The 22,746-nt window shown below is 64.7% G+C and carries 25 protein-coding genes and 1 riboswitch; of the genes, 5 read left to right on the top strand and 20 right to left on the bottom strand.

The genetic code is table 11. From position 1 onward, the window contains the following. Positions 1 to 43 precede the first annotated feature (43 nt). The 9 genes from Q8K99_10830 to cysK all read right to left on the bottom strand — a co-directional run bounded on the left by Q8K99_10830 (position 44) and on the right by cysK (position 7,834). A complete protein-coding gene (locus Q8K99_10830) occupies positions 44 to 829 on the bottom strand; it encodes an IS630 family transposase (GenBank protein ID MDP2183048.1) in 786 nt (261 codons plus the stop codon). Positions 830 to 878: 49 nt separating this feature from the next. Continuing rightward, positions 879 to 1,187 (bottom strand): helix-turn-helix domain-containing protein, encoded by a 309-nt coding sequence (locus tag Q8K99_10825; GenBank protein ID MDP2183047.1) that lies wholly within the window; start codon positions 1,185 to 1,187, stop codon positions 879 to 881. An 81-nt stretch (positions 1,188 to 1,268) separates the two neighbouring features. Beyond that, a complete protein-coding gene (locus Q8K99_10820) occupies positions 1,269 to 1,976 on the bottom strand; it encodes an ABC transporter ATP-binding protein (GenBank protein ID MDP2183046.1) in 708 nt (235 codons plus the stop codon). Positions 1,977 to 1,988: 12 nt separating this feature from the next. After that, on the bottom strand, positions 1,989 to 2,771 hold the full coding sequence (locus tag Q8K99_10815; protein MDP2183045.1) for an ABC transporter ATP-binding protein: 783 nt from the start codon (positions 2,769 to 2,771) through the stop codon (positions 1,989 to 1,991). A 35-nt stretch (positions 2,772 to 2,806) separates the two neighbouring features. Beyond that, the gene (locus Q8K99_10810; protein MDP2183044.1) at positions 2,807 to 4,009 is read right to left on the bottom strand and encodes an ABC transporter ATP-binding protein; all 1,203 of its coding nucleotides are present in this window, start codon (positions 4,007 to 4,009) and stop codon (positions 2,807 to 2,809) included. Between the two features lie 2 nt (positions 4,010 to 4,011). Then, a complete protein-coding gene (locus tag Q8K99_10805; GenBank protein ID MDP2183043.1) occupies positions 4,012 to 4,929 on the bottom strand; it encodes a branched-chain amino acid ABC transporter permease in 918 nt (305 codons plus the stop codon). Between the two features lie 146 nt (positions 4,930 to 5,075). Beyond that, positions 5,076 to 6,278 (bottom strand): branched-chain amino acid ABC transporter substrate-binding protein, encoded by a 1,203-nt coding sequence (locus tag Q8K99_10800; GenBank protein ID MDP2183042.1) that lies wholly within the window; start codon positions 6,276 to 6,278, stop codon positions 5,076 to 5,078. Between the two features lie 186 nt (positions 6,279 to 6,464). Beyond that, positions 6,465 to 6,881 (bottom strand): Rrf2 family transcriptional regulator, encoded by a 417-nt coding sequence (locus tag Q8K99_10795; protein MDP2183041.1) that lies wholly within the window; start codon positions 6,879 to 6,881, stop codon positions 6,465 to 6,467. After that, on the bottom strand, positions 6,881 to 7,834 hold the full coding sequence (gene cysK / locus Q8K99_10790) for a cysteine synthase A (GenBank protein MDP2183040.1): 954 nt from the start codon (positions 7,832 to 7,834) through the stop codon (positions 6,881 to 6,883). The genes Q8K99_10795 and cysK overlap by 1 nt, the downstream gene beginning before the upstream one ends. A 296-nt stretch (positions 7,835 to 8,130) precedes the next feature. On the opposite strand from cysK, the gene Q8K99_10785 reads away from it, so the two are divergent. Both Q8K99_10785 and Q8K99_10780 read left to right on the top strand, forming a co-directional pair. Then, on the top strand, positions 8,131 to 8,622 hold the full coding sequence (locus Q8K99_10785) for an NfeD family protein (GenBank protein MDP2183039.1): 492 nt from the start codon (positions 8,131 to 8,133) through the stop codon (positions 8,620 to 8,622). A gap of 1 nt (position 8,623) precedes the next feature. Beyond that, a complete protein-coding gene (locus Q8K99_10780; protein MDP2183038.1) occupies positions 8,624 to 9,571 on the top strand; it encodes an SPFH domain-containing protein in 948 nt (315 codons plus the stop codon). Positions 9,572 to 9,701: 130 nt separating this feature from the next. Here Q8K99_10780 and Q8K99_10775 read toward each other — a convergent pair whose 3' ends face one another. From Q8K99_10775 to Q8K99_10760, 4 genes are all read right to left on the bottom strand, one after another. Beyond that, positions 9,702 to 9,845 carry a cytochrome c3 family protein gene (locus tag Q8K99_10775; GenBank protein MDP2183037.1) on the bottom strand — a complete coding sequence of 48 codons (144 nt, stop codon included), beginning with the start codon at positions 9,843 to 9,845 and terminating at the stop codon, positions 9,702 to 9,704. Beyond that, a complete protein-coding gene (locus Q8K99_10770) occupies positions 9,842 to 10,834 on the bottom strand; it encodes a cytochrome c3 family protein (GenBank protein ID MDP2183036.1) in 993 nt (330 codons plus the stop codon). Before Q8K99_10770 ends, Q8K99_10775 begins: the two co-directional genes overlap by 4 nt. 84 nt (positions 10,835 to 10,918) lie before the next feature. Then, a complete protein-coding gene (locus Q8K99_10765; protein ID MDP2183035.1) occupies positions 10,919 to 11,551 on the bottom strand; it encodes a ferredoxin-thioredoxin reductase catalytic domain-containing protein in 633 nt (210 codons plus the stop codon). Between the two features lie 26 nt (positions 11,552 to 11,577). After that, a complete protein-coding gene (locus Q8K99_10760; protein MDP2183034.1) occupies positions 11,578 to 11,823 on the bottom strand; it encodes a glutaredoxin family protein in 246 nt (81 codons plus the stop codon). Between the two features lie 123 nt (positions 11,824 to 11,946). Between Q8K99_10760 and Q8K99_10755 the strand changes: the two genes are divergently transcribed. Next, positions 11,947 to 13,221 (top strand): FAD-dependent oxidoreductase, encoded by a 1,275-nt coding sequence (locus tag Q8K99_10755; protein MDP2183033.1) that lies wholly within the window; start codon positions 11,947 to 11,949, stop codon positions 13,219 to 13,221. A 67-nt stretch (positions 13,222 to 13,288) separates the two neighbouring features. Continuing rightward, positions 13,289 to 14,089, top strand: a complete 801-nt coding sequence (locus Q8K99_10750) for an MBL fold metallo-hydrolase (GenBank protein ID MDP2183032.1) — start codon at positions 13,289 to 13,291, stop codon at positions 14,087 to 14,089. Here Q8K99_10750 and Q8K99_10745 read toward each other — a convergent pair. The 5 genes from Q8K99_10745 to Q8K99_10725 all read right to left on the bottom strand — a co-directional run bounded on the left by Q8K99_10745 (position 14,086) and on the right by Q8K99_10725 (position 20,102). Next, complete coding sequence (locus Q8K99_10745; protein MDP2183031.1) at positions 14,086 to 15,333, bottom strand: ATP-binding cassette domain-containing protein; 1,248 nt, start codon at positions 15,331 to 15,333, stop codon at positions 14,086 to 14,088. The genes Q8K99_10750 and Q8K99_10745 overlap by 4 nt on opposite strands. Then, on the bottom strand, positions 15,330 to 16,352 hold the full coding sequence (locus Q8K99_10740) for an iron ABC transporter permease (GenBank protein ID MDP2183030.1): 1,023 nt from the start codon (positions 16,350 to 16,352) through the stop codon (positions 15,330 to 15,332). Before Q8K99_10740 ends, Q8K99_10745 begins: the two co-directional genes overlap by 4 nt. Positions 16,353 to 16,358: 6 nt before the next feature. Further along, positions 16,359 to 17,330 (bottom strand): ABC transporter substrate-binding protein, encoded by a 972-nt coding sequence (locus Q8K99_10735; protein MDP2183029.1) that lies wholly within the window; start codon positions 17,328 to 17,330, stop codon positions 16,359 to 16,361. Between the two features lie 142 nt (positions 17,331 to 17,472). Continuing rightward, a riboswitch (cobalamin riboswitch) is annotated at positions 17,473 to 17,661 on the bottom strand. Between the two features lie 47 nt (positions 17,662 to 17,708). Next, complete coding sequence (locus Q8K99_10730) at positions 17,709 to 19,487, bottom strand: ATP-binding protein (protein MDP2183028.1); 1,779 nt, start codon at positions 19,485 to 19,487, stop codon at positions 17,709 to 17,711. A 42-nt stretch (positions 19,488 to 19,529) separates the two neighbouring features. Continuing rightward, a complete protein-coding gene (locus Q8K99_10725) occupies positions 19,530 to 20,102 on the bottom strand; it encodes a hypothetical protein (GenBank protein ID MDP2183027.1) in 573 nt (190 codons plus the stop codon). 187 nt (positions 20,103 to 20,289) lie between these two features. Here Q8K99_10725 and Q8K99_10720 point away from each other — a divergent pair, with 187 nt between their 5' ends. After that, positions 20,290 to 21,129, top strand: a complete 840-nt coding sequence (locus Q8K99_10720) for a 4Fe-4S binding protein (protein ID MDP2183026.1) — start codon at positions 20,290 to 20,292, stop codon at positions 21,127 to 21,129. Between the two features lie 54 nt (positions 21,130 to 21,183). On the opposite strand, the gene Q8K99_10715 is transcribed toward Q8K99_10720, so the two are convergent. Beyond that, the gene (locus tag Q8K99_10715; protein MDP2183025.1) at positions 21,184 to 21,888 is read right to left on the bottom strand and encodes a hypothetical protein; all 705 of its coding nucleotides are present in this window, start codon (positions 21,886 to 21,888) and stop codon (positions 21,184 to 21,186) included. 125 nt (positions 21,889 to 22,013) lie between these two features. After that, positions 22,014 to 22,643: a hypothetical protein gene (locus Q8K99_10710; protein ID MDP2183024.1), complete on the bottom strand. Its 630-nt coding sequence runs from the start codon at positions 22,641 to 22,643 to the stop codon at positions 22,014 to 22,016. Positions 22,644 to 22,746 lie beyond the last annotated feature (103 nt).

Below are 22,746 nucleotides of genomic sequence, written 5' to 3'. Positions count from 1 at the left end.
CTAGTACTCCAAACCGTAAGTTCGCTCACGTAACCGTCCCTCCTCACGCCGCGGCCCGCACCGCCGTATCCGATAGCTTCGCCATGAGTTCGGCGAGGTCGTCGCGGGTGAACTTCCAGTCGAACGGTGCGGCGATCCCCTCGTAGTGGGCCTGGAACGCAAGCAGGCGCTCGGCGAGATCTTCGAGCGAGGCGAAGTCGTTCGGCGTCAGAGCCTTGCGCTGCACGACCGAGAAGTAGATCTCGACCTGGTTGAGCCAACTCGCGTGGATAGGCAGGTGCACGAGCACGAGGTTCGGGTGGGCGGCGGCGAGGCGCGCCACCGAGGCGATCCCTCGGTGCGAGGAGCCGTTGTCAACGACCCAGAACACCTTCTTCGCCGAGCGGTAGGGTTCGGTCGCCATCACCTGGTCCACGAGCCTGCCGAAGGGTGCGATGCCCGTGGTCGGCTCGACCCGGCCGGACAGACGCGCGTGATGCACGTCCCATGCGGCCAGGTATGCCAGCGTGCCGCCCCGCCGGTACTCGAACTCCACGCGGCGGCACGCTCCCGGCCGCGGGGGTGTGCCGGGATGACGGCGTGCGAGTGCTTGCAGTTGCGTCTTCTCGTCCGCCGAGATCACGTACTCGTCTTCGCCCAGCGGCACCCCTTCCCACATCCGCCCGTAGAGGTCCAGCACCCTGGCGGCCTTGGACTCGAAGTCGGGATCGCGCGGGAAGATCCAGCTGCGGTGGCACCAGGGGCGGATGGCGTCGGCGGCGAGCCACCGCCAGATCGTGGTTCCCGATATCTCCGCCGTCACGCCGCGCGCGATCGCGACCGCGCGGATGTCCGCGATGCTCAGGCGCGAGAAGGGAATCCCGAGCGTGCCGGGCAGCTCACAGGCGATCGCCTTGATCTCGACGACGACCCGAGGGGGAAAAGAGAGCCGGTCTGCCTGCCCGCGGGAGCTCCTCCAGGCCGGCCAGGCGACTCTCGGCGAAGCGCTTGCGCCACTTGCTGACCACCTCGCGGCGCGCCGACAGCCTCTCGGCGATCTCGTCGTTGCGCAGCCCCTGAGCTGCCATGAGCACGATCCTCGCTCGCACCACATCCCGATACGGCAACGTATACCTCGCTGCCCGATCCTCCAAGACCCGACGCTCTTCCTCGCTGAGTTCGATGACGTACGGGCTTCTTCTGGACATGGCACCTCCTCTCCTCACGGAGATGGTACCATGTCCGAGAGCCACGGCTTACGCGCTAATACTTAGGAATCCGAGAACTAGCTACAGTTCGCCGAGGTAGGTCTTGCGGACCTGCTCGTTTGCGAGCAGCTCCTTGCCCGGGCCCTCGAGCACGACGCTGCCCGTTTCGAGCACGTACCCGCGGTGTGCGGTCTGCAGGGCCATCGCCGCGTTCTGCTCCACGAGCAGGATTGTGATGCCTTCGCTGTTGAGACGCCGAATCGTCTCGAAGATGAGGTCGACGATGACCGGCGCGAGACCCATCGACGGCTCGTCGAGCATCAGCAGCTTCGGGCTCGCCATGAGCCCGCGAGCCATCGCAAGCATCTGCTGCTCGCCACCGGACAGCGTGCCGCCCTTCTGCATGGCACGTTCCTTCAGCCGCGGAAACAGTCCGAGGGCCTTGTCCATGTCCTCGGCGATAGCCTGCTTGTCGTTGCGCAGGTAGGCACCCATCTCGAGGTTCTCCTGCACCGTCATCCTCGGGAAGATCCGTCGACCTTCGGGAACCTGGATGATGCCCTTGGCCGTGACGGCGTGGGCGGGCATACCCACTATTCCCTCGCCATTGAACGTGATCGAGCCCTCTTTAGGCGAGAGCTGCCCCGAAATGGTCTTGAGAGTCGTGGACTTACCTGCGCCGTTCGCGCCGATCAGTGTTACGATCTCGCCTTCGGTGACCTCGATGCTGATACCCTTGAGCGCCTCGATCTGGCCGTAGAAGGTGTGTATGTTGTCGACTTTGAGCACGTATCGCTCCTCCTAGCCCTGCGCCAGCAGTGTCTCGGCACCGGTGCCGAGGTATGCCTCGATGACCTTGGGGTCGCGCCGGATCTCGGCCGGCAGTCCCTCGGCGATCTTCTCGCCGAAGTCGAGCACCACGATCCGGTCCGCGATCCCCATGACGACCTTCATGTCGTGCTCGATGAGCAGAATCGTGATGCCGACATCTCGGATCTTGCCCACGAGCGCCGTGAGCCCAACTGTCTCCTGCGGGTTCATGCCAGCGGCAGGCTCGTCGAGCAGAATCAGCTTCGGCTCCGTCGCCAAAGCGCGAGCAATCTCGAGTCTGCGCTGCTGCCCGTAGGGCAGGTTCTTGGCCAGCTCGTTCGCCTTTGCATCAAGCCCCACGAAACGCAGCCACTTGAGAGCCTCATCGACCGTGTGCTGCTCTTCGCGCTTGAAGTTGGGGTTGCGAATGAGTGCCTGCAGGGGGCCGGCGAGTGTCCGTGTATGCCGGCCGACCATGACGTTCTCGAGCGTGGTCATGTTGGCGAACAGCCGGATGTTCTGGAACGTTCGGGCAATTCCCATCCGGCAGATCTTGTGCGCCTTCTTGCCGATGAGGGTCTGGTCGTCGAAATCGAGCCTGCCCAGAGTCGGTCGGTAGATGCCGGTCAGCATGTTGAAGATCGTCGTCTTGCCCGCACCGTTCGGGCCAATGAGCGCCAAGATCTCGCCGGGCTCGATCCCGAAGCTCACGTCACTCACGGCCTTGAGGCCGCCGAACTGCATGGTTACGCCATCTACTTCAAGAAGCGCCATGTCGGGTCAGCACCTTTCTGCGACTGCGCTCGTTCTCACAGGAGATCGTTGTCCGTTCCGTGCTTGTGCTCAGCCTCCCACAGCTGCTGGTTCTCCTCTTCGAGGACCTTCGGGTCCTCGGGATGGAGCTCCATGGCGCGACGCTGCGACGGCAAGATACCTTGTGGTCGGAAAGCCATCATGATGACCATCGCGGCACCGAACACCAGATAGCGGTACTGGCTCGCCAGGTTCGCCTGCTCGCTCGTGAGCACACCCGAGAGCCACTGCGACTGTGCAAGCCAACGGACGATCTCCGGCATGCCCGCAAGGATGACCGCACCCAGGATGGCACCTGGAATCGAGCCCATGCCACCTAGCACGACCATGCACACAACAAGTACCGACTCCATGAAGTTGAAGGACTCGGGGCTGATAAAGCCAACCCAGTACGCATAGGTGATGCCGGCGACGCCGCCCCACAACGCACCCATGGAGAATGCCCACAGCTTCGTGGTCATGATGTTGACGCCGACCGAGGCCGCGGCCACTTCGTCCTCGCGCATTGCAACCCACGCGCGGCCAAGACGGGAGCCATCGAGCCGGCGCACAACGAAGATGGTGAGCAGGCACAGCACGACGATCACGTAGTACCACCACAGGTCGGTGGAGAACCTGAAGTTCCCGAAGGAGAGGTTCTCGACCACCCACTGCTGACCCCAGGGCCTCGGTACAAGCTGACCCGGAGACGGCAGGCCCTTCGCCCCGTTTGTCAGGCCAAGAATGTTGTTGTTGATGGCGATACGAACGATCTCGCCGAACCCGAGCGTGACGATGGCCAGGTAATCGCCGCGGAGGCGCAGAACCGGAGTGCCGAGGACAACGCCCGTCCCGGCCGCGGCAAGAGCCGCTACGGGCAGGAGCACCCAGTACTCAAACCCCGCGGCCCAGGTCCCCTCCATGAGTGGCTTGAGGAGGATACCGGAGAGCATCCCGACATACGCCCCCATCGCGTAGAAGGCGATGTATCCCAGATCGAGAAGGCCCGCGTAGCCCACGACGATGTTGAGGCCGAGTGCCAGGATCACGTAGATGCCCATGAGCGCGAAGATGCGCACGAAGAAGTAGTTCTGCGCTGCCTGGAAGTAGATCGGTAGCGCGATCACCGCCACGGCAATCAAACCGTAGATGATCAGCTGCTTGCGGGAAACCCCGCTGCCGGCAACCTTCGTTCTGACGTCCATTTTGCTTCCGCCCATGGCTACACCTTCTCCACGACTGACTCACCGAGCAGGCCGCCCGGACGGAACACGAGTACGAGGATGAGAATTGCGAACGCTATGACGTCCTTGTAGCCGGAGCTTAGGAAGCCTGCTGCAAGCGATTCAATGATGCCGAGGAGAAAGCCCCCGAGCATCGCTCCGCGCAGGTTGCCGATGCCGCCGATGACCGCGGCGGTGAACGACTTGATTCCGGGTAGGAAACCCATGTCGAACTTGATGGAACCGTAGTAGATGCCGGAGAAGATACCGGCTGCAGCGCCAAGGGCCGGCCCGATGAAGAAGGCGACGGCGATGACGCGGTTGATGTCGATTCCCATAAGGCTTGCCGCTTCGCGGTCTTGCGAAGTGGCACGCATCGCCTTGCCGATCCTAGTCTTCGCGATGAAGGTGTCGAGTACGACGAGTAGTACGAGTGACGTGACGATGATCATGATCTGTATGTTGCTGATCGTGACTGCCCCGAACTTGAGCCCGCCTGCGGGCACGTAGTTCGGGAAGGGAACCTGGCGGGCGGTGATCCACAGAAGGACCGCCTGCTGCAGGAAGATCGACATACCGATGGCCGAGATCAGTGGCGCGAGGCGCGGCGCATGTCGCAGAGGACGGTATGCGACCCGTTCGATGAGCACGCCGAGGGTGCCGACCACAATGCCTGCGGCGAGGAATGTCAATGCGAAGAGAAGCACCAGTCCAATCGTGCTTCCCGTGAAGAACGCGATCTTGCCCAGAGCCGTGAACACGAAGAGGCCGACGAACGCGCCTCCCATGAACATCTCGCTGTGAGCGAAGTTGATCATCAGCATGATGCCGTAAACGAGCGTGTAGCCTAGCGCAATGAGCGCGTACATACCCCCAAGGGTCAAACCGTTGACGAGCTGCTGTCCGATAATCGCTATCGACACGTGCGATTCACCTGTCTTCGGGCCGTCTGAGCAAACGGACGGTGTGCGGGAGTTGTCCCGAGACTCCCACAAGAACCCGGGCGAGCGGAGTAACCGCTCGCCCGGGTCCCAGTGCTATGCGGGACTGCTTGATCGCCTACCTACTCGTAGGGAACCCATTCGCCGTTCTTGACAACGTAGAGCGTGATGGCCTTGTTCGTCGTGTCGCCGTTGGCGTCGAAGGACACCGCACCGGTGATACCCTCGAGGTTCGTCGCGGCCACAGCGTCGATGATGGCCTGCTTGCCCTCGGTGGTCGTCACCTTGTCGGCACCCATGTCCGTGGCAACCGTCTTGACGGCCTGGAGGATGACCCACGCTGCATCATATGCGTAGGTGTCGTACGCCTGGATCTCTTCGCCGGGGTACTTCGCGGCGAACTTGGTCTTGAACTCCTCGCCCTTCGGCTGCTGGTCGAGCGGCAGGCCGACAGACGTGCAGAGGTCGCCCTCGGCGTTCGCAGCGCCAGCCAGGGAGATGTAGTCCGGGCTGTAGATGCCGTCGCCTGAGAAGAACGAGCCCTCGAAGCCACCCTCGGAAGCCTGCTTGGCGAAGAGCGCGCCAGCGTTGTAGATGCCGCCGTAGTAGATGGCGTCCGGCTTCTCGGCCTTGATCTTGGTGACCAGAGCGTTGAAGTCGGTGTCCTTGTCGCCGGTCTTCTCGCGACCGAGCGTCTTGCCGCCAGCGGCTTCAAACGCCTTGGCGAACTCATCGGCAAGACCCTCACCGTAAGGGGTGGAGTCGTCGACGACGAACGCGCTCTTGAAGCCGAGCTGGTTCAGCGCGGCGTCGGCAGCGAACGAACCCTGAACCGGGTCGATGGTGCAAACGCGGAAGACGTTCTTGAAACCCTGCAGGGTGAGCTGCGGGTTCGTGGAAGCCGGCGAGATCTGGACAAAGCCGGCCTGGTTGTACACGGCAGAACCGGGGATGGACACACCGGAGTTCAGGTGGCCATCGACACCGATGACGGCCGGATCACTGGCGAGCTGGTTGGCGACGTTCACGCCGACCTTGGGGTCGCCCTGGTCGTCGACGACGAACGCCTCGACCTTGATGCCGGCAGCCTCGAGTTCGGCGGCTGCATCGTCAATCGCGAGCATGGCACCGCGCTCGATGCCCTTTCCGAGTGCAACAGCGCCCTGCGTGAGCGGTGCTCCAACACCCAACTTGACGGTGACGAGCTCGTCGCCCGTACCGCTGTCCGCGTCCTCGGTCTTGGTGCCGCAACCGGTAACCACCATGGCCACCATAACGAGCACCGCGACGAGGGCGAGAAGCAGCTTGCTCTTGCCTACTGTCATGCGAACCTCCTCTTGCTCCCGTGCGTTTCCGCAATATACCTGCAAGCCATTTTGTGCCCTGAGCATGGTGCGCCCCGCAATCCCTGCGGTGCGCACCGTAAGACCTTAGGAGAATAGCAGATTGGGGTAGGCACGGGAAGCATAGGATACCCTGCTCAGACAGCAGGATATGCATTCGGAGCTAGATTAGATGTAGTACGTGGCCGAGGACCGCCTCTCCAACTCATCCTGCGCGTGCGCCAGCTCGTCCAAGGTGACTTCTTCGAGCACTTCATACCACCTGCCGGCCAGCGACACCCATGCATCGCCGACCGCAGACCCGTCCGAGACCGGCACGTCGAGAACCTCGCCCTCGATTGCGCGAACGACATCGCCGATCGTGATCTCCGAGGCTCGCCGCGCGAGCCCGCACCCGCCTTTCGCCCCGCGTTGACACGCGACGATATCCCGGCGAGCGAGAGCGCTCACTTGCTGTTCGACAAAACGCCGAGGCAGTCCGAGCCGCTCGGCGATGGCACCGGCGGGCACCGGCGACCCATCGCGAGACCTGGCGATCTCGACAACCGCGCGCAGCGCATAGTCGAGCCGCTGCGAGACGCGCATCAGCCGATGCCTTCCCACAGCGCCGTGGACAAGTAGCGCTCTCCAGTGGAAGGGGCGACGGTCACGATGACCGTGCCGGCCATCTCCGGCCGGGCGGCGATACGCAGCGCCGCATCGACGTTGGCACCACTCGATATGCCTACGAGCAGTCCCTCCTCGGCGGCAAGACGACGTGCCACCGCGATCGCCTGCTGCCCCTCTACGGTGAGGACCTCGTCCAAGACGTCGAGGTCGAGCGTCCTGGGAATGAAGTTGGCGCCGATGCCTTGAATGAGATGCGGGCCGGGCTTGAGCGCCTCGCCTGCGCGTGTCTGGCTGATGAGCGGTGACTCCGCCGGCTCGACGGCGACGATTCGCGTGCCTGGACGATTCTCCTTCAGGTATCGGCCGACGCCGGACACGGTGCCGCCTGTCCCCACGCCCGCGACGAAGGCGCCGATTGCCAGTCCCGCGAGGCCCTCGTCGACCTCCGGACCGGTGGTGGCGTAGTGGGCGGCAGGGTTGGCCGGGTTGTCGAACTGCCCGGGAATGAATGCGTCAGGACGTTCGCCAAGGATGCGCTCGGCCTCGTCGAGGGCCCCCTGCATCCCCCCGCCCGCGGGCGTGAGCACGATCTCTGCCCCGAATGCGGCGACCAGGCGACGGCGCTCCACGCTCATACTCTCGGGCATCGTGAGCACGACGTGGTATCCGCGCTCGGCACCGAGCATCGCCAGCGCGATGCCCGTGTTGCCGGAGGTCGGCTCCACGATCGTTGTCACTCCGCGCTCGATGCGACCGTCACGTTCGGCGGCATCGATCATCCCGAGTCCGATGCGGTCTTTGACCGAGCCACCCGGATTGCGGGACTCCAGCTTGACCGCGACGCGTGCCGGAAGTCCTGCAGCCAGCCTGTTCAGGAACACGACCGGTGTGTGACCGATGGTCGCCCCGACGTTTGGAGAGATACCCATGACGAACCACTCCTCGGGTAAAGCGCATATTGCGCATGTTCTTAGTGCATTTTATACCCACTCCTCAACGGATTCCTAGGAGGAAACGGGCACCTGTTCGGTGCGCTTTCCCGGAGGCCCGGAGAGGCGGGCGAACGGCCGAGCGCATCGGATGCGACCGGTCCTCCGTTGTAGTGCAGTGGCGGCACAACCCGGTTGGGATATGCTGGAATCGTTGGCAGGCGGGGTGGCGCTGCCGTGGCAAAAGGGGAAAGCACTTACTGACCGGACCTCAGTTCTTGAGCCGAGGAGGAAGCATGTACGAGTTCGGACCGTGGCTTTGGGCGTGGATCGTTCTGGCAGCGGCCCTCTTCATCGGCGAGATATTCACCGCGGGTTTCTTCATGCTGCCGTTCGGCATCGGAGCGTCGGCTGCAGCCGTGCTTGAGTTCTTGGGCGTGGGACCGGTGTGGCAGTGGATCGCCTTCATCGGTGTGTCGGCAATCGCCTTCATGGCGTTTCGCACTGTGGTCGACCGCCTGACTCACGAACCGCCGGTCAGGACCGGCGTTGACCGGCTCATTGGCAAACGCGGGCTCGTCATCGAAGAGCTCGTACCTGACAGCCCCGTCGGGCAGGTCAGGATCGAACGCGAGGAATGGCGGGCGGACACTCCGGGGCATCAAGTAATCCCCGTAGGCACGACAGTCGTTGTCGACAGCGTGGTGGGTGCCCATCTCATGGTGCACCCGGCCACCGCCGAGGACGACCAGACGCACGACCGTACCCCCGGCGAGATGGAGAAGTGAAATGAACGATTTCGTCATCATCCTGGCCCTTGTCCCGATAGCATTCGTGGCGGTGGTGTACGTCGCGAGCGCCATCCGAATAGTGCGGCCCTACGAGAAGGGCATCGTCGAGCGCTTCGGCAAGTACCAGAAGACATTCGACTCAGGCCTACACTTCATCATCCCGTTCATCGACCGACTCACGAAGGTCGACATGCGCGAGAATGTGGTCGACGTGCCGCCGCAGGAGGTCATCACCAAGGACAACGTCGTGGTCACCGTTGACGCCGTCGTCTACTACGAGGCCACCGACCCGGTGAAACTCATCTACAACGTCGCGAACTTCTATCTCGCCGCGACCAAGCTCGCGCAAACCAACCTGCGCAACGTCATCGGCGAGATGCAGCTCGATGAGTCACTCACGAGCCGCGAGAAGATCAACGCGGCTCTGCGCCAGATCCTCGACGACGCAACCGACAAGTGGGGCGTTCGCGTCGTGCGTGTCGAGCTGCAACGCATCGAACCGCCTGTCGACGTCACCGAAGCGATGCACCGCCAGATGAAGGCCGAGCGCACCCGTCGCGCACTGATTCTCGAAGCCGACGGCGACAAGCAAGCGGCAATCACCCGCGCCGAGGGCACCAAGCAGGCCGATATCCTGGGAGCCGAAGGCAAGGCGCAGGCCATCAAGTCCGTCGCTGAGGCCGAGAAGTTCGAGAAGATCGCACTTGCCGAGGGTGAAGCGAGCGCCATCACGAACGTCTTCACGGCTATCCACGCGGGCAAGCCGGACAACGAACTGATCGCGATCCGCTACCTCGATGCGCTCGCTTCGATCGCCAATGGTCAGGCCAACAAGGTCTTCCTGCCCATGGAGGTCAGCGGGATTCTCGGCAGCCTCGGCGGGATCGCTGAGCTGTTCAAGGACGACACTGGGACGGGTGTCTCACGGCCACCTGCCGCGGGATAGTGGAGCGGAGCCGAAGGGTCCCGCGCGCAGTTTCCGCAGACGAAGAAGAGGCGCCCATCGGGCGCCTCTTCTGATGTCGAGGACTGTCTGAGCACGGGTGCCCTTCGGCTCCGCTCTCACCCGCCTGCCATCACGGGAGACTCGTCGTCGGATGGCAGTTCATGCACAGGTTGTCGTACGTCTCGACGAGAAGCCTCCTGTTGACCGACTCGTGCGGGAAGGTCTGGAATCGCGGGTTGTCCGTCGCCGCAAGACCGTCGGGCTGTGCGATCACCGTCGGGGTGGCGTCTCCGATGCTCCCATTGCCCACGAGTTGACCGGCATCTCGCGAGTCCTCGTGACACTGCTGACAGATTGGCGCGTGTCCGGTCTGCAGGGGGTGCGGGGATACGGCATCAGGAAGCCGCGATTGTAGCGCACACCAGCGGTTCCTACGAGGCTACTGAGCACGGTAGTGGAGGTCGGCAGGTCGCTCGCGAGCACCGGCACGCGACCGTAGGTGTAGGGTGCTCCGGGTGCGGCGGTCGCGCTCGTCTCGACGGGATGATTGTGCGTAGGGCCGAAACTGTTGCGACCTTTGTGACATGCAAGACACCAGTCGGACCCGTACATGGTCACCTTGGCGCCGCCACTCGTCGGAATCTGCTTGAGTAGCTTGCTCGAGATGTACGGCCACCGCAACTGTTCGTTGCGCATCCGTTCACCCTGGAAGGGCTGGACGCAGTCGGCGCCATGAGCGCTGTGGCAGTCCGTGCACGTCAGGTACGAATCCTCGCCCTTGAACACTGCGGTCGACGTCTCACCCGACAGGCTGTTGCCACCTGGAATCTGATCGGTCTTGTCAATCCGATGACCGTTGCCTCCCGGAGTGAGTCCTCGCGCTGCGATCACGCCATAGACACCACGGCCGCCCGACCCATCGTGACACGTGAAGCACGTTGCCCGGATGGTCGGCTTGGGGAGCAGCTTCTTACTGCCTGCGGCAGCCGCGTGCACGGTGTGACAGTTGTCGCACTTGCCCGAGGTGGTTGTGTAGTTCCCGTGCGGCCCGAAGCCGTTGAAGACCCCCGCCCCGTTGTCGTGACACTCGGGGTAGCAGTAACCCTCAAGGTCCATCGGCGGGTAGGAGGGCAGGTTCTCGTTCCAAGCGAGGGCAATGCCCGGAGTGAGCACTGCCGCAACGACGATGAATACCAGCAGCCATATGCGACTTGAACTCGCGCTTCTTGCCAAGTCGATCTCGCCTTCCGCTACTTGCAGCACAAAGAGGGTGCACCAGAACCGCGAACACCCCTATACAGACGAGTTAAGGGTATCACAGGATACATGGCGGGGCCGGGCCCGCCCTCACCCGATCCGGACGAACACCTCTCCTTGGCGGAGTGTGACCGGGGAGGTCTTCACGTCGGCGTTCGGGTGATCAGTCGTGCCGGTCCGGACGTCATAGCGCCAGCCGTGCCAGGGACACATCACGTAGTGGCCATCCATGAAGCCCTCGGCGAGCGGGCCGAAGGCATGGCGACAAACGTTGGACACCGCGAAGAACTCGCCGTCGACGTTGGCCACGGCAATGTCGCGCTTGCCGATCTTCATGTGGCGGATCTGACCGGGTGGAACATCGCTTGCCAGGAAGACCGGGACCTCGACAGGGCCCTCGGGCTTGTCGACCACACCAAGGAGATCTGCGCCGTCTTCGATGTCTCTCAGGATAAACAGGCCACACCAGCACTTGCGGATGGCGGCAAACTCATCACGAAAGAACGGGATGCATGGACACACGATCGCGTAGTCCTGCTTGGGATCGCCTGTGCGCACCCGGCAGGGGCAGTAGATGTCGCCGGTCAGTTCGAGGATCTCGAGCTCGCTTTCCAGGACCTCGTCAACGAACTCCGTTTCCGTGTTGAACTTGTAGCCGAGTCGGTCGACAAAGGGGGTCATGAAGGACTTGAGGTCGTCGATCGTGGTTCCCCGCTCGAACATTCGTCGCTTCGGGGCTTCGGCGCTGCTCACAGATCCAGCAGCTCCTTCATCCTCTTCTTGTTGAACCCCACGAGCACTTCCTGGTCGATGACGACGACTGGAAACGATGCGCCGCCGGAAATCTCGCGAATCTTGGCGACCGTGTCCTCCTTCTCCTGGCCTTCGAGCAGGTCCACCTCGGTCAGCTCGTACTCGACGTTCTTGTCGTCGAGAAACCGCCGCGTCATGCGGCAGTATGGACATGTCGAAAGCGAGTACAGGGCGACCGACATCTTCTTCGACCTCCTTGGCTGGGAGAACGACCGGCTTGGGCGTGCCGGGTATGCTTCAATCCGTATGTTCCACTTTCGCTGGTGGACTCAACAAAGGGGTAGAAAAGCACGAGGGGGTGGAGTATGGAGACCAGGTCGTCCGAGAGTCGTGCGGGGAAGAGAAGCACTCGCAGGATAATCATCGCCGGGGGCGGATACGCGGGCACAACGCTCGCCGTGAATCTCGGGCGCGCCGTGCGTCCCAATAGCGACGTCGAAATCATGCTCGTGGAGCCCAACCCGTGTCAGCAGGCGCTTTCCGAGCTCGACCTGGTCGCAGTCGGACCTCCTCGGCCGGAGTTCTGCGAACTATGGCACCCGGCAGTGTTCAAGAACCTACCCGTCACCGTCTGCTACAACCGCGTGGATCGCGTTGATGCGGCACGCAGGGTTGTCGTCCTCGGGCCTCGCGACGAGAAGGGCAAGGAGGTCCCGTTCTGGCGCCTGGTGATCGCCACCGGGGCGATCGCGTTCGTGCCGCCAGTGCCGGGCCTGTCGGAACACGCAGTCACGATGTGGTCGGTCGCCAACGCCCAGGAACTACAGCGGCGCGTCGAGGCGGCGTTCAAGCGGGCCGTGATGGCTTCGACCGCCGAGGAGCGCCAGCGCGTACTCAGCTTCACGGTCATCGGCGGAGGCGCGACGGGCATCGAGATCATCGGGACACTCGGGCAGATGTTGCCGATACGGGCGCGTGCGGCAGGCATCGATCCCGCCGACCTGCGCGTCCGACTCGTCGAAGGCCGTTCGGAGATCCTCTACGATCTGCGTGAGGCGCAACGGGCGAAGGCCATGCGGAGGCTGAAACGCATGGGTGTCAAGACCGTCCTGGGGTCGATGGTTCGCGAGGTCACCAGAAACGCCGTCCTTCTCGAGGACGGACGCGAGATAGACGCCTCCGTTCTCGTGTTCTGCGGAGGTGCGAAGGCCGATCCCGACGCGATCGGTTGGGGACTCGCTGCCGACAATGCCGGCCGACTCGTCGTGGATGAGACCTGTCGCTCGACTCAGCATCCGAACGTCTACATCATTGGTGACGTGTCGTCGTTCCGCGATTCGGAGACCAACCGCACCCTGCCGATGCTGGCGCAGTTCGCGATCCGCCAGGCACAGCACACTGCCGGCAACATCTTGCGCGAGCTGCGCGACCGCGAGCCCGTGCCCTACCACCCTCACCAGCACGGCGAGTTCGTGAGCGTTGGGCCGCGCTGGGGCGTCGGGTGGATGTTCGGCCTCAATCTGAGCGGCATACCCGCCATCTTTATGAAGCGGCTGACGTACGTACTGTACTGGTGGCAGATCGGCGGCGTTCCCCTCGCATGGAAGCGCACGCGCGAGATGCTCTCGATGCAGCGGTAGGCCGGGTGCGCGGGCGCGGGCGGCGAGGGCAACTCGCGATGTCGGCGCGCTGGAGTAGAATCGCCCCATGCCACTCAACGACATCGCTCCCACGACGACACTCTCGGTCGTCTTTCTCGGCTCCGGTTCCTCGGGCAACGCGACTGCCGTGCGGTGGTCGGGCGGCACGGTGCTGCTGGACTGCGGCTTCTCGGCACGCGAGACGATGCGACGCCTCGCCGAGCACGCCATTCCCGCCGAGGAGATCCGCGCGATCCTGGTCACGCACGAGCACGGCGACCACGTGCGCGGCGTGCGCGTACTGGCCTCGCGCCTCGGCGTGCCGGTGTATGCGACCCGCGGGACGCTGCACGCGTCGCGGCTGGAGCGCGAGGCGGCGGACACCCGCGTAGTGTGCGCGGGTGAGCAGATCGCGATAGACAGCCTTGAGGTCACGACCTTCGCGGTGTCGCACGACGCCACCGAGCCGGTCGGCTTCCGGTTCCGCTCCCCCGACGGCGTGACCCTCGGCGTGGTCACCGACACCGGACACCTGACGCCGGAGGCAGCCGAAGCGCTGTCCGGGTGCAATCTCCTTGGCATCGAATGCAATCATGACGTCGAGATGCTGACGGGTGGACCGTACCCGTGGTTCCTCAAGCAGCGGATTCTGTCCACGCGCGGACATCTCTCCAACGACGCCGCAGGTGACGCGGTGCGCGTGCTCGCGCACGACGTGCTCGAGTCGGTGTTCGCGCTGCACATCTCGCGGCAGAACAACGTTCCCGGCCTCGCGGTGTCTGCGGTCACCCAGGCGCTTGCCGAGCTCGGGCTCGAAGTGCCCGTGACGCCCGTGGCGCAGGACTGCGCCTGCGCCTGCACGCGCTAGGAACGCGCGAGACGTTCCACCGCCGCGAGCGCCGCATCGACATCCTGCACACAGGTGCCCCCGGAGCCCACGATGCGCTCCCAGATCGCCGCGGCCTCGCCGCCCGCGAAGTCGCGCTCCGGCGTCATCTCGCCCACGAGCACGGTCGGCGTCCCGGCCCGCTCCACCGCCCGCAGGTTGCCCAGGTTCGAGCGCCCGAAGGGCACGTCGCAGACCAGGCGCACATCGGCGGCCGCGGCGAGGTGCGCGGCGCGGTCCTCGGCTGGTGGGTCGATCTCCCCGAACGGCGGCAACTCCACGAACTCGATGCCGAGCGCGTCGGCAACCGCCGCGTCGACGTCGCCTCGGTTCAGCGCTCCGGCGCTCACGCGGAAGCCAGCGAGCACGAGCCGGCGCATGATAGGCGCACCGGCGCCCGAGCCGCCGACAACGAACACGCGCGGCCCGTCGGCCGGGACGCTGGTGGCCTCGCGCAGAACCGGAGTGACGCTGACGCTTCCGGTGACCGCATCGGTCCCGACCACCGCGCGCACCGCGAACACCTCGCGCAGCGTCTCCGGGGTGAGAACCTCCTCCGGAGCGCCGGTGAGCGCCATGGCACCGTCGGCCACGACGGCGAGCCGGTCGGAGTAACGCGCCGCCAGGTCGAGATCGTGAAACGCGCCAAGGACCGCCATTCCGGAGTCGGCAAGGTCGCGAACGAGGTCGAGCACCTGCAGCCGGTGGTTGAGGTCGAGGTGACTTGTCGGCTCGTCGAGCAGCAGCACGCGGGGCTGCTGCGCCAGCGCCTGCGCGAGCGTCAGGCGCTGGAGGTCGCCGCCGGAGAGCGTGTCGACCGGGTCGTCGGCGAGCCGCGCGGTGTCGGTGACCTCCATGACTTCGGCGACGATGTGCGCGTCGGTCTCCCCCGGCGCTTCGAGCCGTCCGAGGTGAGCATGGCGACCCATCTCGACGTAGGCCCGCGAAGAGAAGGCGAACGGCGCGGCGAACGTCTGCGGCACGACGCCCACTAGCCGCGCGCGTTGACGAGCGTCGAGCCGCGCGACCGGCGCGCCATCGATCTCGAGCGAGCCCGCGATCAGATCGGCCACGCCCGTGACCGCGCGGAGCAGCGTGGACTTGCCCGCGCCGTTGGGCCCGATGAGCCCCACGAGTTCCCCTGGCGCGACCGACAGGGCCACGTCCGCAACGATCGCAGCAACACCGTAGCCGACCGTCGCGTTCGCGTAGCGCAGGCCACTCATCGGCGAGCTTCCCTTCGCACCAGAAGCCACACGAAGAACGGCCCACCCGCCAGCGCGGTCACGATACCGACCGGGATCTCCACCGGTGCCAGCACGGTGCGCGCAACGAGGTCGGCGAGCACCATGAGCGTCGCGCCGCCGATCGCCGAGGCAGGCACGAGCAACCGGTGGTCGGGTCCGAGCACCAGGCGCACCATGTGCGGCGTCATGAGCCCCACGAAGCCGACCAGACCTGAGACCGACACGGCCGCCGCCACGAGAAGCGATCCTGCGCCGAGCACGAGCAGCTTGAAGCGCTCGACCTCGACACCGAGTTGCCCGGCGCGCTCGTCGCCAAGCAGCATGAGGTTGAGCGCCCGCGTGTTGGCGAGCGGGACGATCAGGCCGACGGCGAACATCGGCGCGACGGCCGCAACGTAGGGCCACGAGGCCGAGGTCAGCCCCCCCATCATCCAGAACACGACCGACGCCATCGACTCGCGCGCGAACACCATGATGAACGAGGTCATCGCAGCAAGCGTGTATGAAACCGCAACGCCGGCGAGCAACAACGACGTGGTGTCGAGCCTCCCGCGCGCCGAAGCGAGCCGCACCACGAGCCCGATGGTCAGCGTTGCTCCCAGGAACGATCCAGCGGGAACCGCACCGTATCGGATGATGGTCCCGCCCCCGGTCCCGACGATCGCGATGATCGCGCCGAGCCCGGCACCGGACGATATGCCAAGGATGTACGGGTCGGCGAGCGGGTTGCGGAATAGCGCCTGGTAGAGCACACCGGCGGTCGCGAGACACGCCCCAACGAGCGCTGCCAGCAACACGCGCGGAAGCCGGATGTCGACGATCACGGCATCGGCCGTAGGAGCATCAGCACCCGTGACCGCACGGCCTACCGCTGCGACCACCTCCACAGGGGCCACGCGGACAGCGCCGAGCCCCACACCCGCCAGCATCGCGATCACCAGAAGCGCGAGCAGCGCAGCGATTGCGACGGCCGGGCGAGTGTGGGACGCGGATCTCATCGGCAGCTACTTCTTGGTGAACAGGCCGGGGTGAAGTGCCACCGCCAACTCACCCACGCCCTCGACCACGCGGGGGCCGGGGCGGCTGATGAGATTGTCGTCAAGAACGGCAACGCGCTCACCCGCGACTGCGGCGAGCTTGTCGTAGCCGGGACGTTTCGCCAGGTCGGCCGGGTCACTCATCGAGCCCTTCGTTGCTAGGTAGACCTGCGGATTGTCGGTCACCAGCTGCTCGAGCGAATACCCGATGTAGCCGTCCTGTGTCACGACGTTCACACCGCCGGCAACGGCGATGAGGTCATCCAGAAGAGTGCCCTTGCCAGCCGTGAAAAGCGGGTCCTGGGCGATCTCGATGAAGCACGTCGCCGACTCCTCGGCGGACACGATCGTCGTGATGTAGTCGATGCCCGCGCGCATGTCGTCGACGATCTTGGCCGCCTTGTCGGGTTCGCCAAGGACCTTGCCCAGCATCCCGATGGACGAGTACAGCTGCTCGAGATTCTGCGGATCGACGGCCACCACGACAGCGCCCGTCTGCTCGAGCTTCGTGATGACATCGGCCTGCACGCCGGTCGTCGCGAGGATGATGTCGGGCTCGGCGGCGGCAATCGCCTCCATGTTCGGCGTCACGAAATCACCCATCTTGGGCAGATCGACCACTTCGGGTGGGTAGTCGTCGAACGTCGTGACACCAACCAGCTCGTCGATCATCCCGAGCGCGGCCACGATCTCGGTGTTGGCGGGTGCGAGCGAGACGATGCGCTCGGGCGCGGCCTTGATGGTGACCTCGCGTCCAGCGTCATCGGTGACGGTGACCGGGAAGGTCGCCGTCGTGGTTGTCGCGGTCTCCTCGGCAGGTTCGCCGGAAGCGCCGTCGGAACTCGAGCACCCGCCAAGCGGGAGCGCGAGCGCGACCAGCAGCGCCGCGACGAGGGCGAGGGTCGTAAGGGCCGGGGTCTTGCGATTCCTGTACAACATCTTATGCCTTTCTCACGCATCGGTACGGTCCTGCGGCCGAAACGCAGAAAACCCGGGCCGCTGCCGGCCGGGTCTTCGGGGTTTCGTCTTGATGAGGGACGCCGCGTTGGCGACGTCGCGATCAAGCCCTGTTTCTCGAAGGCCGCATCGCACATCGCATGGCAGGTCTCCTGACTTCGGGGGCTCGCGGCGGGTTTCGCCGGGCCGATAGCCCCCGTCACAGTGGCGGATCCGTGCCGGTCTCTCACCGGCTTCCCTCTGTTAGCCCACTTGCTACGCCTTCGGCATTTCGCCAAGGAGCAGTGCGGGCACCATGCGACGCACCTATTCGGTTGTGGGGTGATGATAGCGCCGGAAAGCCGGAAGGGGAAGTGCGGCTCAGATGACGGGATTTCGCGGCAGCGAGAAGGTGAACTTTGTGCCCTGCCCGACCGCGCTCCGAATCTGGAGGTTGCCCCCTAGCCGCTCTACGATCTCACGGCTGATCGCAAGACCGAGCCCGGTTCCCGCTGCAGTCATGGAATCGCCCATGCCCACGCGGGTGAACTCATCCATGACCCGTGCGAGATCGGCGGGCTCGATTCCACACCCCGTGTCCTCCACGCTGAAGTTGACCACATCTCCGGTCGCCGTAGCGCGCAGTGCGACACTCCCCTCGGTGGTGAACTTCATCGCGTTGCTCGCCAGGTTGAGCAGGACCTGAAGCAGCCGGCCCCTGTCGGTGTGGACCGAAACGTCCAAGGCGGGCGCTTCGACAATCACCTCCACACCCGCGCCGTTCTCGAGTGGGCGAACCATGTCGGCAACCTCTTCGAGCAGCGGGCCAACCGGCACATCTTCCGGGTCGATGCCCATGCCGACCGCTCGCAACCGGGCAAGATCGAGCACATCGTTGATGAGCCGCAGGAGGTGCATGCCGGACCGGTTCACCATCTGCACCTGTGTATGCTGCTCCGGAGCGAGCTCCCCGACCGCGCCGGACGCAAGAAGACCACTGAACCCGATGATCGAGTTCAGTGGCGTCCTCAACTCGTGACTCATGTTCACGAACAGCCTGTCACGCCGGTGCGTGATGTCTTCCAGCTCCTCGACCGTCGCCGACAGCTCCTGGGTCTTGGCGTCAATCTCGGTGAGCATGCCGTCTATGGAGTTCGCGAGAACGGCGACCTCGTCTGAGCCGCTGATGTCAAGCCGTCTCCCGTGTTCACCCTCTTCACCTATGCGCCGAACGTCTCTGGCTAGTGACGAGATTCGTGAGAGCACCAGCTGTTGGAATGTGACGTAGCTGGCCAGGCCCACGAAGACCAGGAGTCCAGTGAAGCCGACAACCAGAACCGTCCACCAGTCTCGCGCCATCTCGAGCATCTGCCGGGAGTGGTCCACCGCGAGAACCCCGATCGGTCTCCCGCTGATGTCAGACACTCCCAAGTAGGTCGTGAGAGTGTCGTTCGAACGAACGGCAACAATGCGCAGATCCGATGTCGCCGAGTCCGCGACCACGGGAATCGCCTCGGCGGGGGCGTTGGCTGTCTCAAGCAGTCTGACCCGCGACGAAATGCGCGTGGCGATGTCCTCGGCAAGCGACTCACTGAGCTCCCGGGCAACGAGAATGAAGCCCGAGGAGTCCTCGAACGAGTTCGTGGTAACGGGACGAACGACCACGAGAAACGGGGCGCCGCCGACGAGGGCGTAGCCTGCAGTGTGGTTCAGCGGCTGCGTATCCGCAAAGAACTCGGGGTAGGCCGCCGAGAAGGCTGCGAGATTCGCGACGAACACCGGGATCACGTCGGGGCGACTGGCGATCACCACGCTGCCGACGAGAGCCCCGTCTGCATCGAAGTACGCCATCGCGTCGACGTCAACGGGTTCAATCGTCTCCCGGTTGAAGTCGGTAGATTCGAAGGACGGCCGAAACGCCGGGTCCGTGACGTACCGGTACGCGTCATCCCAGGCGCCCCAGCCCTCCGCGATGCCCCCAAGGTTCTCATGGTTGGCGTCCAGGGCGAGCTCAACCATCTCCGACTCGTGTCGCGCCTCATAATCCTCCAGGACTGCGACGCGCCGCTCCATCAACCACCCGGCGAGGGGTAGCGCCACCACGAGAACGATAGCAAGCAGCGCGACAATCGCAAGAGAAACGCGCAGGCGAAGCGGCATGACGCCTCCGGTATGCCGGCCGCAGTCCGCCGACCCAGTGTGCTAGAACAGTACGTCGAGACCAGCAGCAATACTTGCGCCGTTCTCGAGCACGTAGTCGCACGCGTTCAGGTAGAACTTCGGCGAGAACGACAGGCCGAGCGTATGCAGCGCCTCGATGAGACGGTCGGCGAGCGCATCATGCTTGAGCAGCAAGTCGAGCGCACCGCGGTCGAGCATGTCCTCGTCCCGGCCATGAAGCTCCGTCCGGTAGCCGGGGGCGTGCAGCACGACGGCATCGACACGGTTGCCGTCGCCAACGAACTCCAGGCCGAAGAAGCCCTTGCCGGACTCGAATTCGCAGCGGTAGGAATGGCCCGTATGCTCGTAGTCGAGAACGCGCTCGAGAATCGAGAGCTCTGTCCCGGCGGCGAAGGGCGGGCTCGGAAGCTCAGAGAGCATCTCGCGGAGGTTCGCAAGGAGGACTACGGGTTCCTCGGGCATGGATTCGCGCAACAGGATGAATGCAAGGTTGGCTTCGGTCGAAGAGCGGGCGCTGAGCAACACGCGGACGAGTTCGGCATCGGTGCCGGTCGTGATGTCCTCGGTCAGTGGGCCGTGGCCGCGTGCAATCATCGTGCTCACATTTTCCTATCGTGCCGACCGTACATTCTGCCTTGCTCATGACATCGGTATCGCTACCGCTCGTCGTGACTTTCGTCCGACGAACGGCTACATTCGGTGCTCACAAGCCGCAACATGTGTCGCAGCGCACTATTCAGCTACGATGTGCCTGCACCGCACAACCGCTCTTGGAGAACAGATGTGCCAGTTCTGCGTCCAGCACGGCGACGGCAAACGATGGTATCTCGAAGCCGGCAACTACATCACCGACCTCGAAAGCGACCTCGCACGCCGCGGCTACATGATCGACTTCGTGCAGGGATTCGACCGGATGCGCAAGCGCGCGAACGTGGCGGCGGAGCTGCTCGACGCAACACCGGCTCTCCTTGGCGACCGGATCCGTGCGAGAACCAATCGGAACCAACAGGAGCACCACTTCGGCCAGCCCGTCCCGATCGAGGAGTGCGAGCGCATCTTCGATATCGCCACGTCGATCGTGCGGGTCCCCTGCGTCTGCCGCTCCGCCGCCGGCAAGCCGGAGAGCGGCTACTGCCTTGCGGTCACCGCGAACCCGATCGACGACACCCTCGCGGAGGCTTTCGCGGGCTTCGCAGACGGTCCCGACCTCCCCGCACTGGAGCGCCTGACCAAGGATGAGGCCGTCGAGCTCCTCCGCCGGTGCGAACGCGAGGGGCTCATGCACTCCGTGTGGACCTTCATCACGCCGATGATCGGGGCCATCTGCAACTGCGATCTCGAGAGCGGCTGCATGGCTATGGACATGACCGTCACCCACGACCTCAAGGTCATGTGGCGCGGCGAGCACATCATCGACTTCGCCGAGGAGACATGCACCGCGTGCGGAGAGTGCCTCGAGTTGTGCCCGTTCGGCGCGATCTCGCCCGAGAGCGGGGCCAAGCGCCCGGTCGTCGCGAGCGAGAAGTGCTGGGGTTGCGGCGTGTGCCGTGCCCGGTGCAAGAGCAACTCGCTCACGCTCGTCGAACGCAGAGAAGTGCCCGCGTTCGCGGAGGCGTGGTAGGCCGATGAAGGACGTCCTCGCGGCTGCAGCCGGACTCGCGTTGGCGCGGGCGATCTAGCGCTCCGGCGCCGTTTCGCTCTCCTCGGCCAGCCGCGCGACCTCTGCATGCGCGACCCTGTCACGCACCAGCCACGCGCCGAGGACCGCCGCCGCAAACACACACGCGACGATTGAGAAGAACGGGACTTGGATGTCGAGTCCCGAGTTCAACACCGGGTTATCAGGATGCAGCGCCCGCGCCGGACCCCACATGACCGTGCCAAGGAGCACCCACATGAGCGCGGTGTACGCGATCGCAGCCAAGGCGTGAACGCGCCTACTTTGGGTCGTCAGCACCGCGATCAGCAGGCCCCCGACGCCAAGGAGAAGCCAGAACTGAGCGGTCAGACGCGGGTCTTGCCAGATGACGCCGATCGGCGACTGCTTGGACCCGCTGAAGTCCCACGTGCTGGCCGCGGCGATGACCCCCATGACCGTGTTCGCCAGCCACAGTGGCGCCGAGATCGCCATGAACCCGGCCATCCACCCGTACGCGCCCTTGTGCTCGGTGATGTAGTAGATCGCGCCAAAGACACCCATCAGCGTGAAGGTCGCCATGTTGACCCAGGTCGAGCCGCCGTGAAACATCGGCAGGCGCACCTTCTCGCCCAGGCCCTCAACTGCAGGGATGGCGCTGGTGAGGGCGACACCCGCGACTGCGAACGCGACTGCAGCGGCAACGGCGGCCCATCGTTTCGTCGGCGAAGCTGTGATTGACATGCGGACCTCCGTGCTTGGCGTGCGGACTGCCGACATTCTAGCAATCCCCGCGCCGGGAACGCAGAAAGGGCCCCGGAGGGACCCTTTCCGACAAGGTGGCGCTACCCGCGCACGACCGCCCCTGACTACGGGGTCGCGAGGGGTTCCTCGCCCTCCTCAGGAATCACGGTGCTCGAATCTTCGTCGGATCCGGGCTCGGGCGTGACGCTTGTCTCCTCGGAACCGTCTCCCACTTCGTCCGGCACGGGTTCCGTGGCCACCGGGGCCAGCCCAAGCCAGCCAAGGAACTTCTCGAGTACCCTCAGCAGTCCGGGAGGAACGTGCTTCTTGGTGCCCGCCTCGACCTTTGCCTCGGCCTTCGCGATGTTGGCCTGGATACGGCCGAGGGCGTTCTCTATCCCGGTGCGCTTTGGTGTGCCGTCCTCCGACTCGGCCGCGCCACTCGCCTCGCGCGAACGCACGTGCTTCTCTTTCGTCTTGCCGAGCGCCTTGCCCTTGCCGGCACCGGCGCCGTCAGTGTCACTGTCAGTGTCGGCCTCGACCGCGCCTTCGCCGTCCAGCGACTCCGCTTCCCCGGCCAAGCTCATGGCGTCCGCTTCTGCCGCACCGCCACCGGCCTTCTTGACTTGCCCGGGTGCGGAGCTCTTGCCGCGACCCTTGGCTGCGTCGCCCCCGCCCTTCGCCAGCGCCGCCGCAGGAACAAGCAACACCGCCACGAGAAGAGCTACAACGAGAACGCTGAGTGTACGTTTCATCGGGAGAGCCTCCACTACCGCAGACTGCGCACAACCGCCGGGCGATGTGCTCTTCTTGTAGGTCTATCGACCAGTCCTTACCCCGGCTGGGTGATTTGAGTCA

Source organism: Actinomycetota bacterium (assembly GCA_030682655.1).
Classification (GTDB): Bacteria; Actinomycetota; Coriobacteriia; order Anaerosomatales; family JAUXNU01; genus JAUXNU01.
This window is presented reverse-complemented; position numbering and strand designations above follow the sequence as displayed.

What these genes read in the sequence shown, in the direction of transcription:
- Q8K99_10825 (MDP2183047.1), bottom strand. Translation starts at nt 1,187, where the DNA reads ATGTCCAGAAGAAGCCCGTACGTCATCGAACTCAGCGAGGAAGAGCGT.
- Q8K99_10815 (MDP2183045.1), bottom strand. Translation starts at nt 2,771, where the DNA reads ATGGCGCTTCTTGAAGTAGATGGCGTAACCATGCAGTTCGGCGGCCTC.
- Q8K99_10810 (MDP2183044.1), bottom strand. Translation starts at nt 4,009, where the DNA reads ATGGGCGGAAGCAAAATGGACGTCAGAACGAAGGTTGCCGGCAGCGGG.
- Q8K99_10800 (MDP2183042.1), bottom strand. Translation starts at nt 6,278, where the DNA reads ATGACAGTAGGCAAGAGCAAGCTGCTTCTCGCCCTCGTCGCGGTGCTC.
- Q8K99_10795 (MDP2183041.1), bottom strand. Translation starts at nt 6,881, where the DNA reads ATGCGCGTCTCGCAGCGGCTCGACTATGCGCTGCGCGCGGTTGTCGAG.
- cysK (MDP2183040.1), bottom strand. Translation starts at nt 7,834, where the DNA reads ATGGGTATCTCTCCAAACGTCGGGGCGACCATCGGTCACACACCGGTC.
- Q8K99_10785 (MDP2183039.1), top strand. Translation starts at nt 8,131, where the DNA reads ATGTACGAGTTCGGACCGTGGCTTTGGGCGTGGATCGTTCTGGCAGCG.
- Q8K99_10780 (MDP2183038.1), top strand. Translation starts at nt 8,624, where the DNA reads ATGAACGATTTCGTCATCATCCTGGCCCTTGTCCCGATAGCATTCGTG.
- Q8K99_10765 (MDP2183035.1), bottom strand. Translation starts at nt 11,551, where the DNA reads ATGTTCGAGCGGGGAACCACGATCGACGACCTCAAGTCCTTCATGACC.
- Q8K99_10760 (MDP2183034.1), bottom strand. Translation starts at nt 11,823, where the DNA reads ATGTCGGTCGCCCTGTACTCGCTTTCGACATGTCCATACTGCCGCATG.
- Q8K99_10755 (MDP2183033.1), top strand. Translation starts at nt 11,947, where the DNA reads ATGGAGACCAGGTCGTCCGAGAGTCGTGCGGGGAAGAGAAGCACTCGC.
- Q8K99_10750 (MDP2183032.1), top strand. Translation starts at nt 13,289, where the DNA reads ATGCCACTCAACGACATCGCTCCCACGACGACACTCTCGGTCGTCTTT.
- Q8K99_10745 (MDP2183031.1), bottom strand. Translation starts at nt 15,333, where the DNA reads ATGAGTGGCCTGCGCTACGCGAACGCGACGGTCGGCTACGGTGTTGCT.
- Q8K99_10740 (MDP2183030.1), bottom strand. Translation starts at nt 16,352, where the DNA reads ATGAGATCCGCGTCCCACACTCGCCCGGCCGTCGCAATCGCTGCGCTG.
- Q8K99_10735 (MDP2183029.1), bottom strand. Translation starts at nt 17,330, where the DNA reads ATGTTGTACAGGAATCGCAAGACCCCGGCCCTTACGACCCTCGCCCTC.
- Q8K99_10730 (MDP2183028.1), bottom strand. Translation starts at nt 19,487, where the DNA reads ATGCCGCTTCGCCTGCGCGTTTCTCTTGCGATTGTCGCGCTGCTTGCT.
- Q8K99_10725 (MDP2183027.1), bottom strand. Translation starts at nt 20,102, where the DNA reads ATGATTGCACGCGGCCACGGCCCACTGACCGAGGACATCACGACCGGC.
- Q8K99_10720 (MDP2183026.1), top strand. Translation starts at nt 20,290, where the DNA reads ATGTGCCAGTTCTGCGTCCAGCACGGCGACGGCAAACGATGGTATCTC.
- Q8K99_10715 (MDP2183025.1), bottom strand. Translation starts at nt 21,888, where the DNA reads ATGTCAATCACAGCTTCGCCGACGAAACGATGGGCCGCCGTTGCCGCT.
- Q8K99_10710 (MDP2183024.1), bottom strand. Translation starts at nt 22,643, where the DNA reads ATGAAACGTACACTCAGCGTTCTCGTTGTAGCTCTTCTCGTGGCGGTG.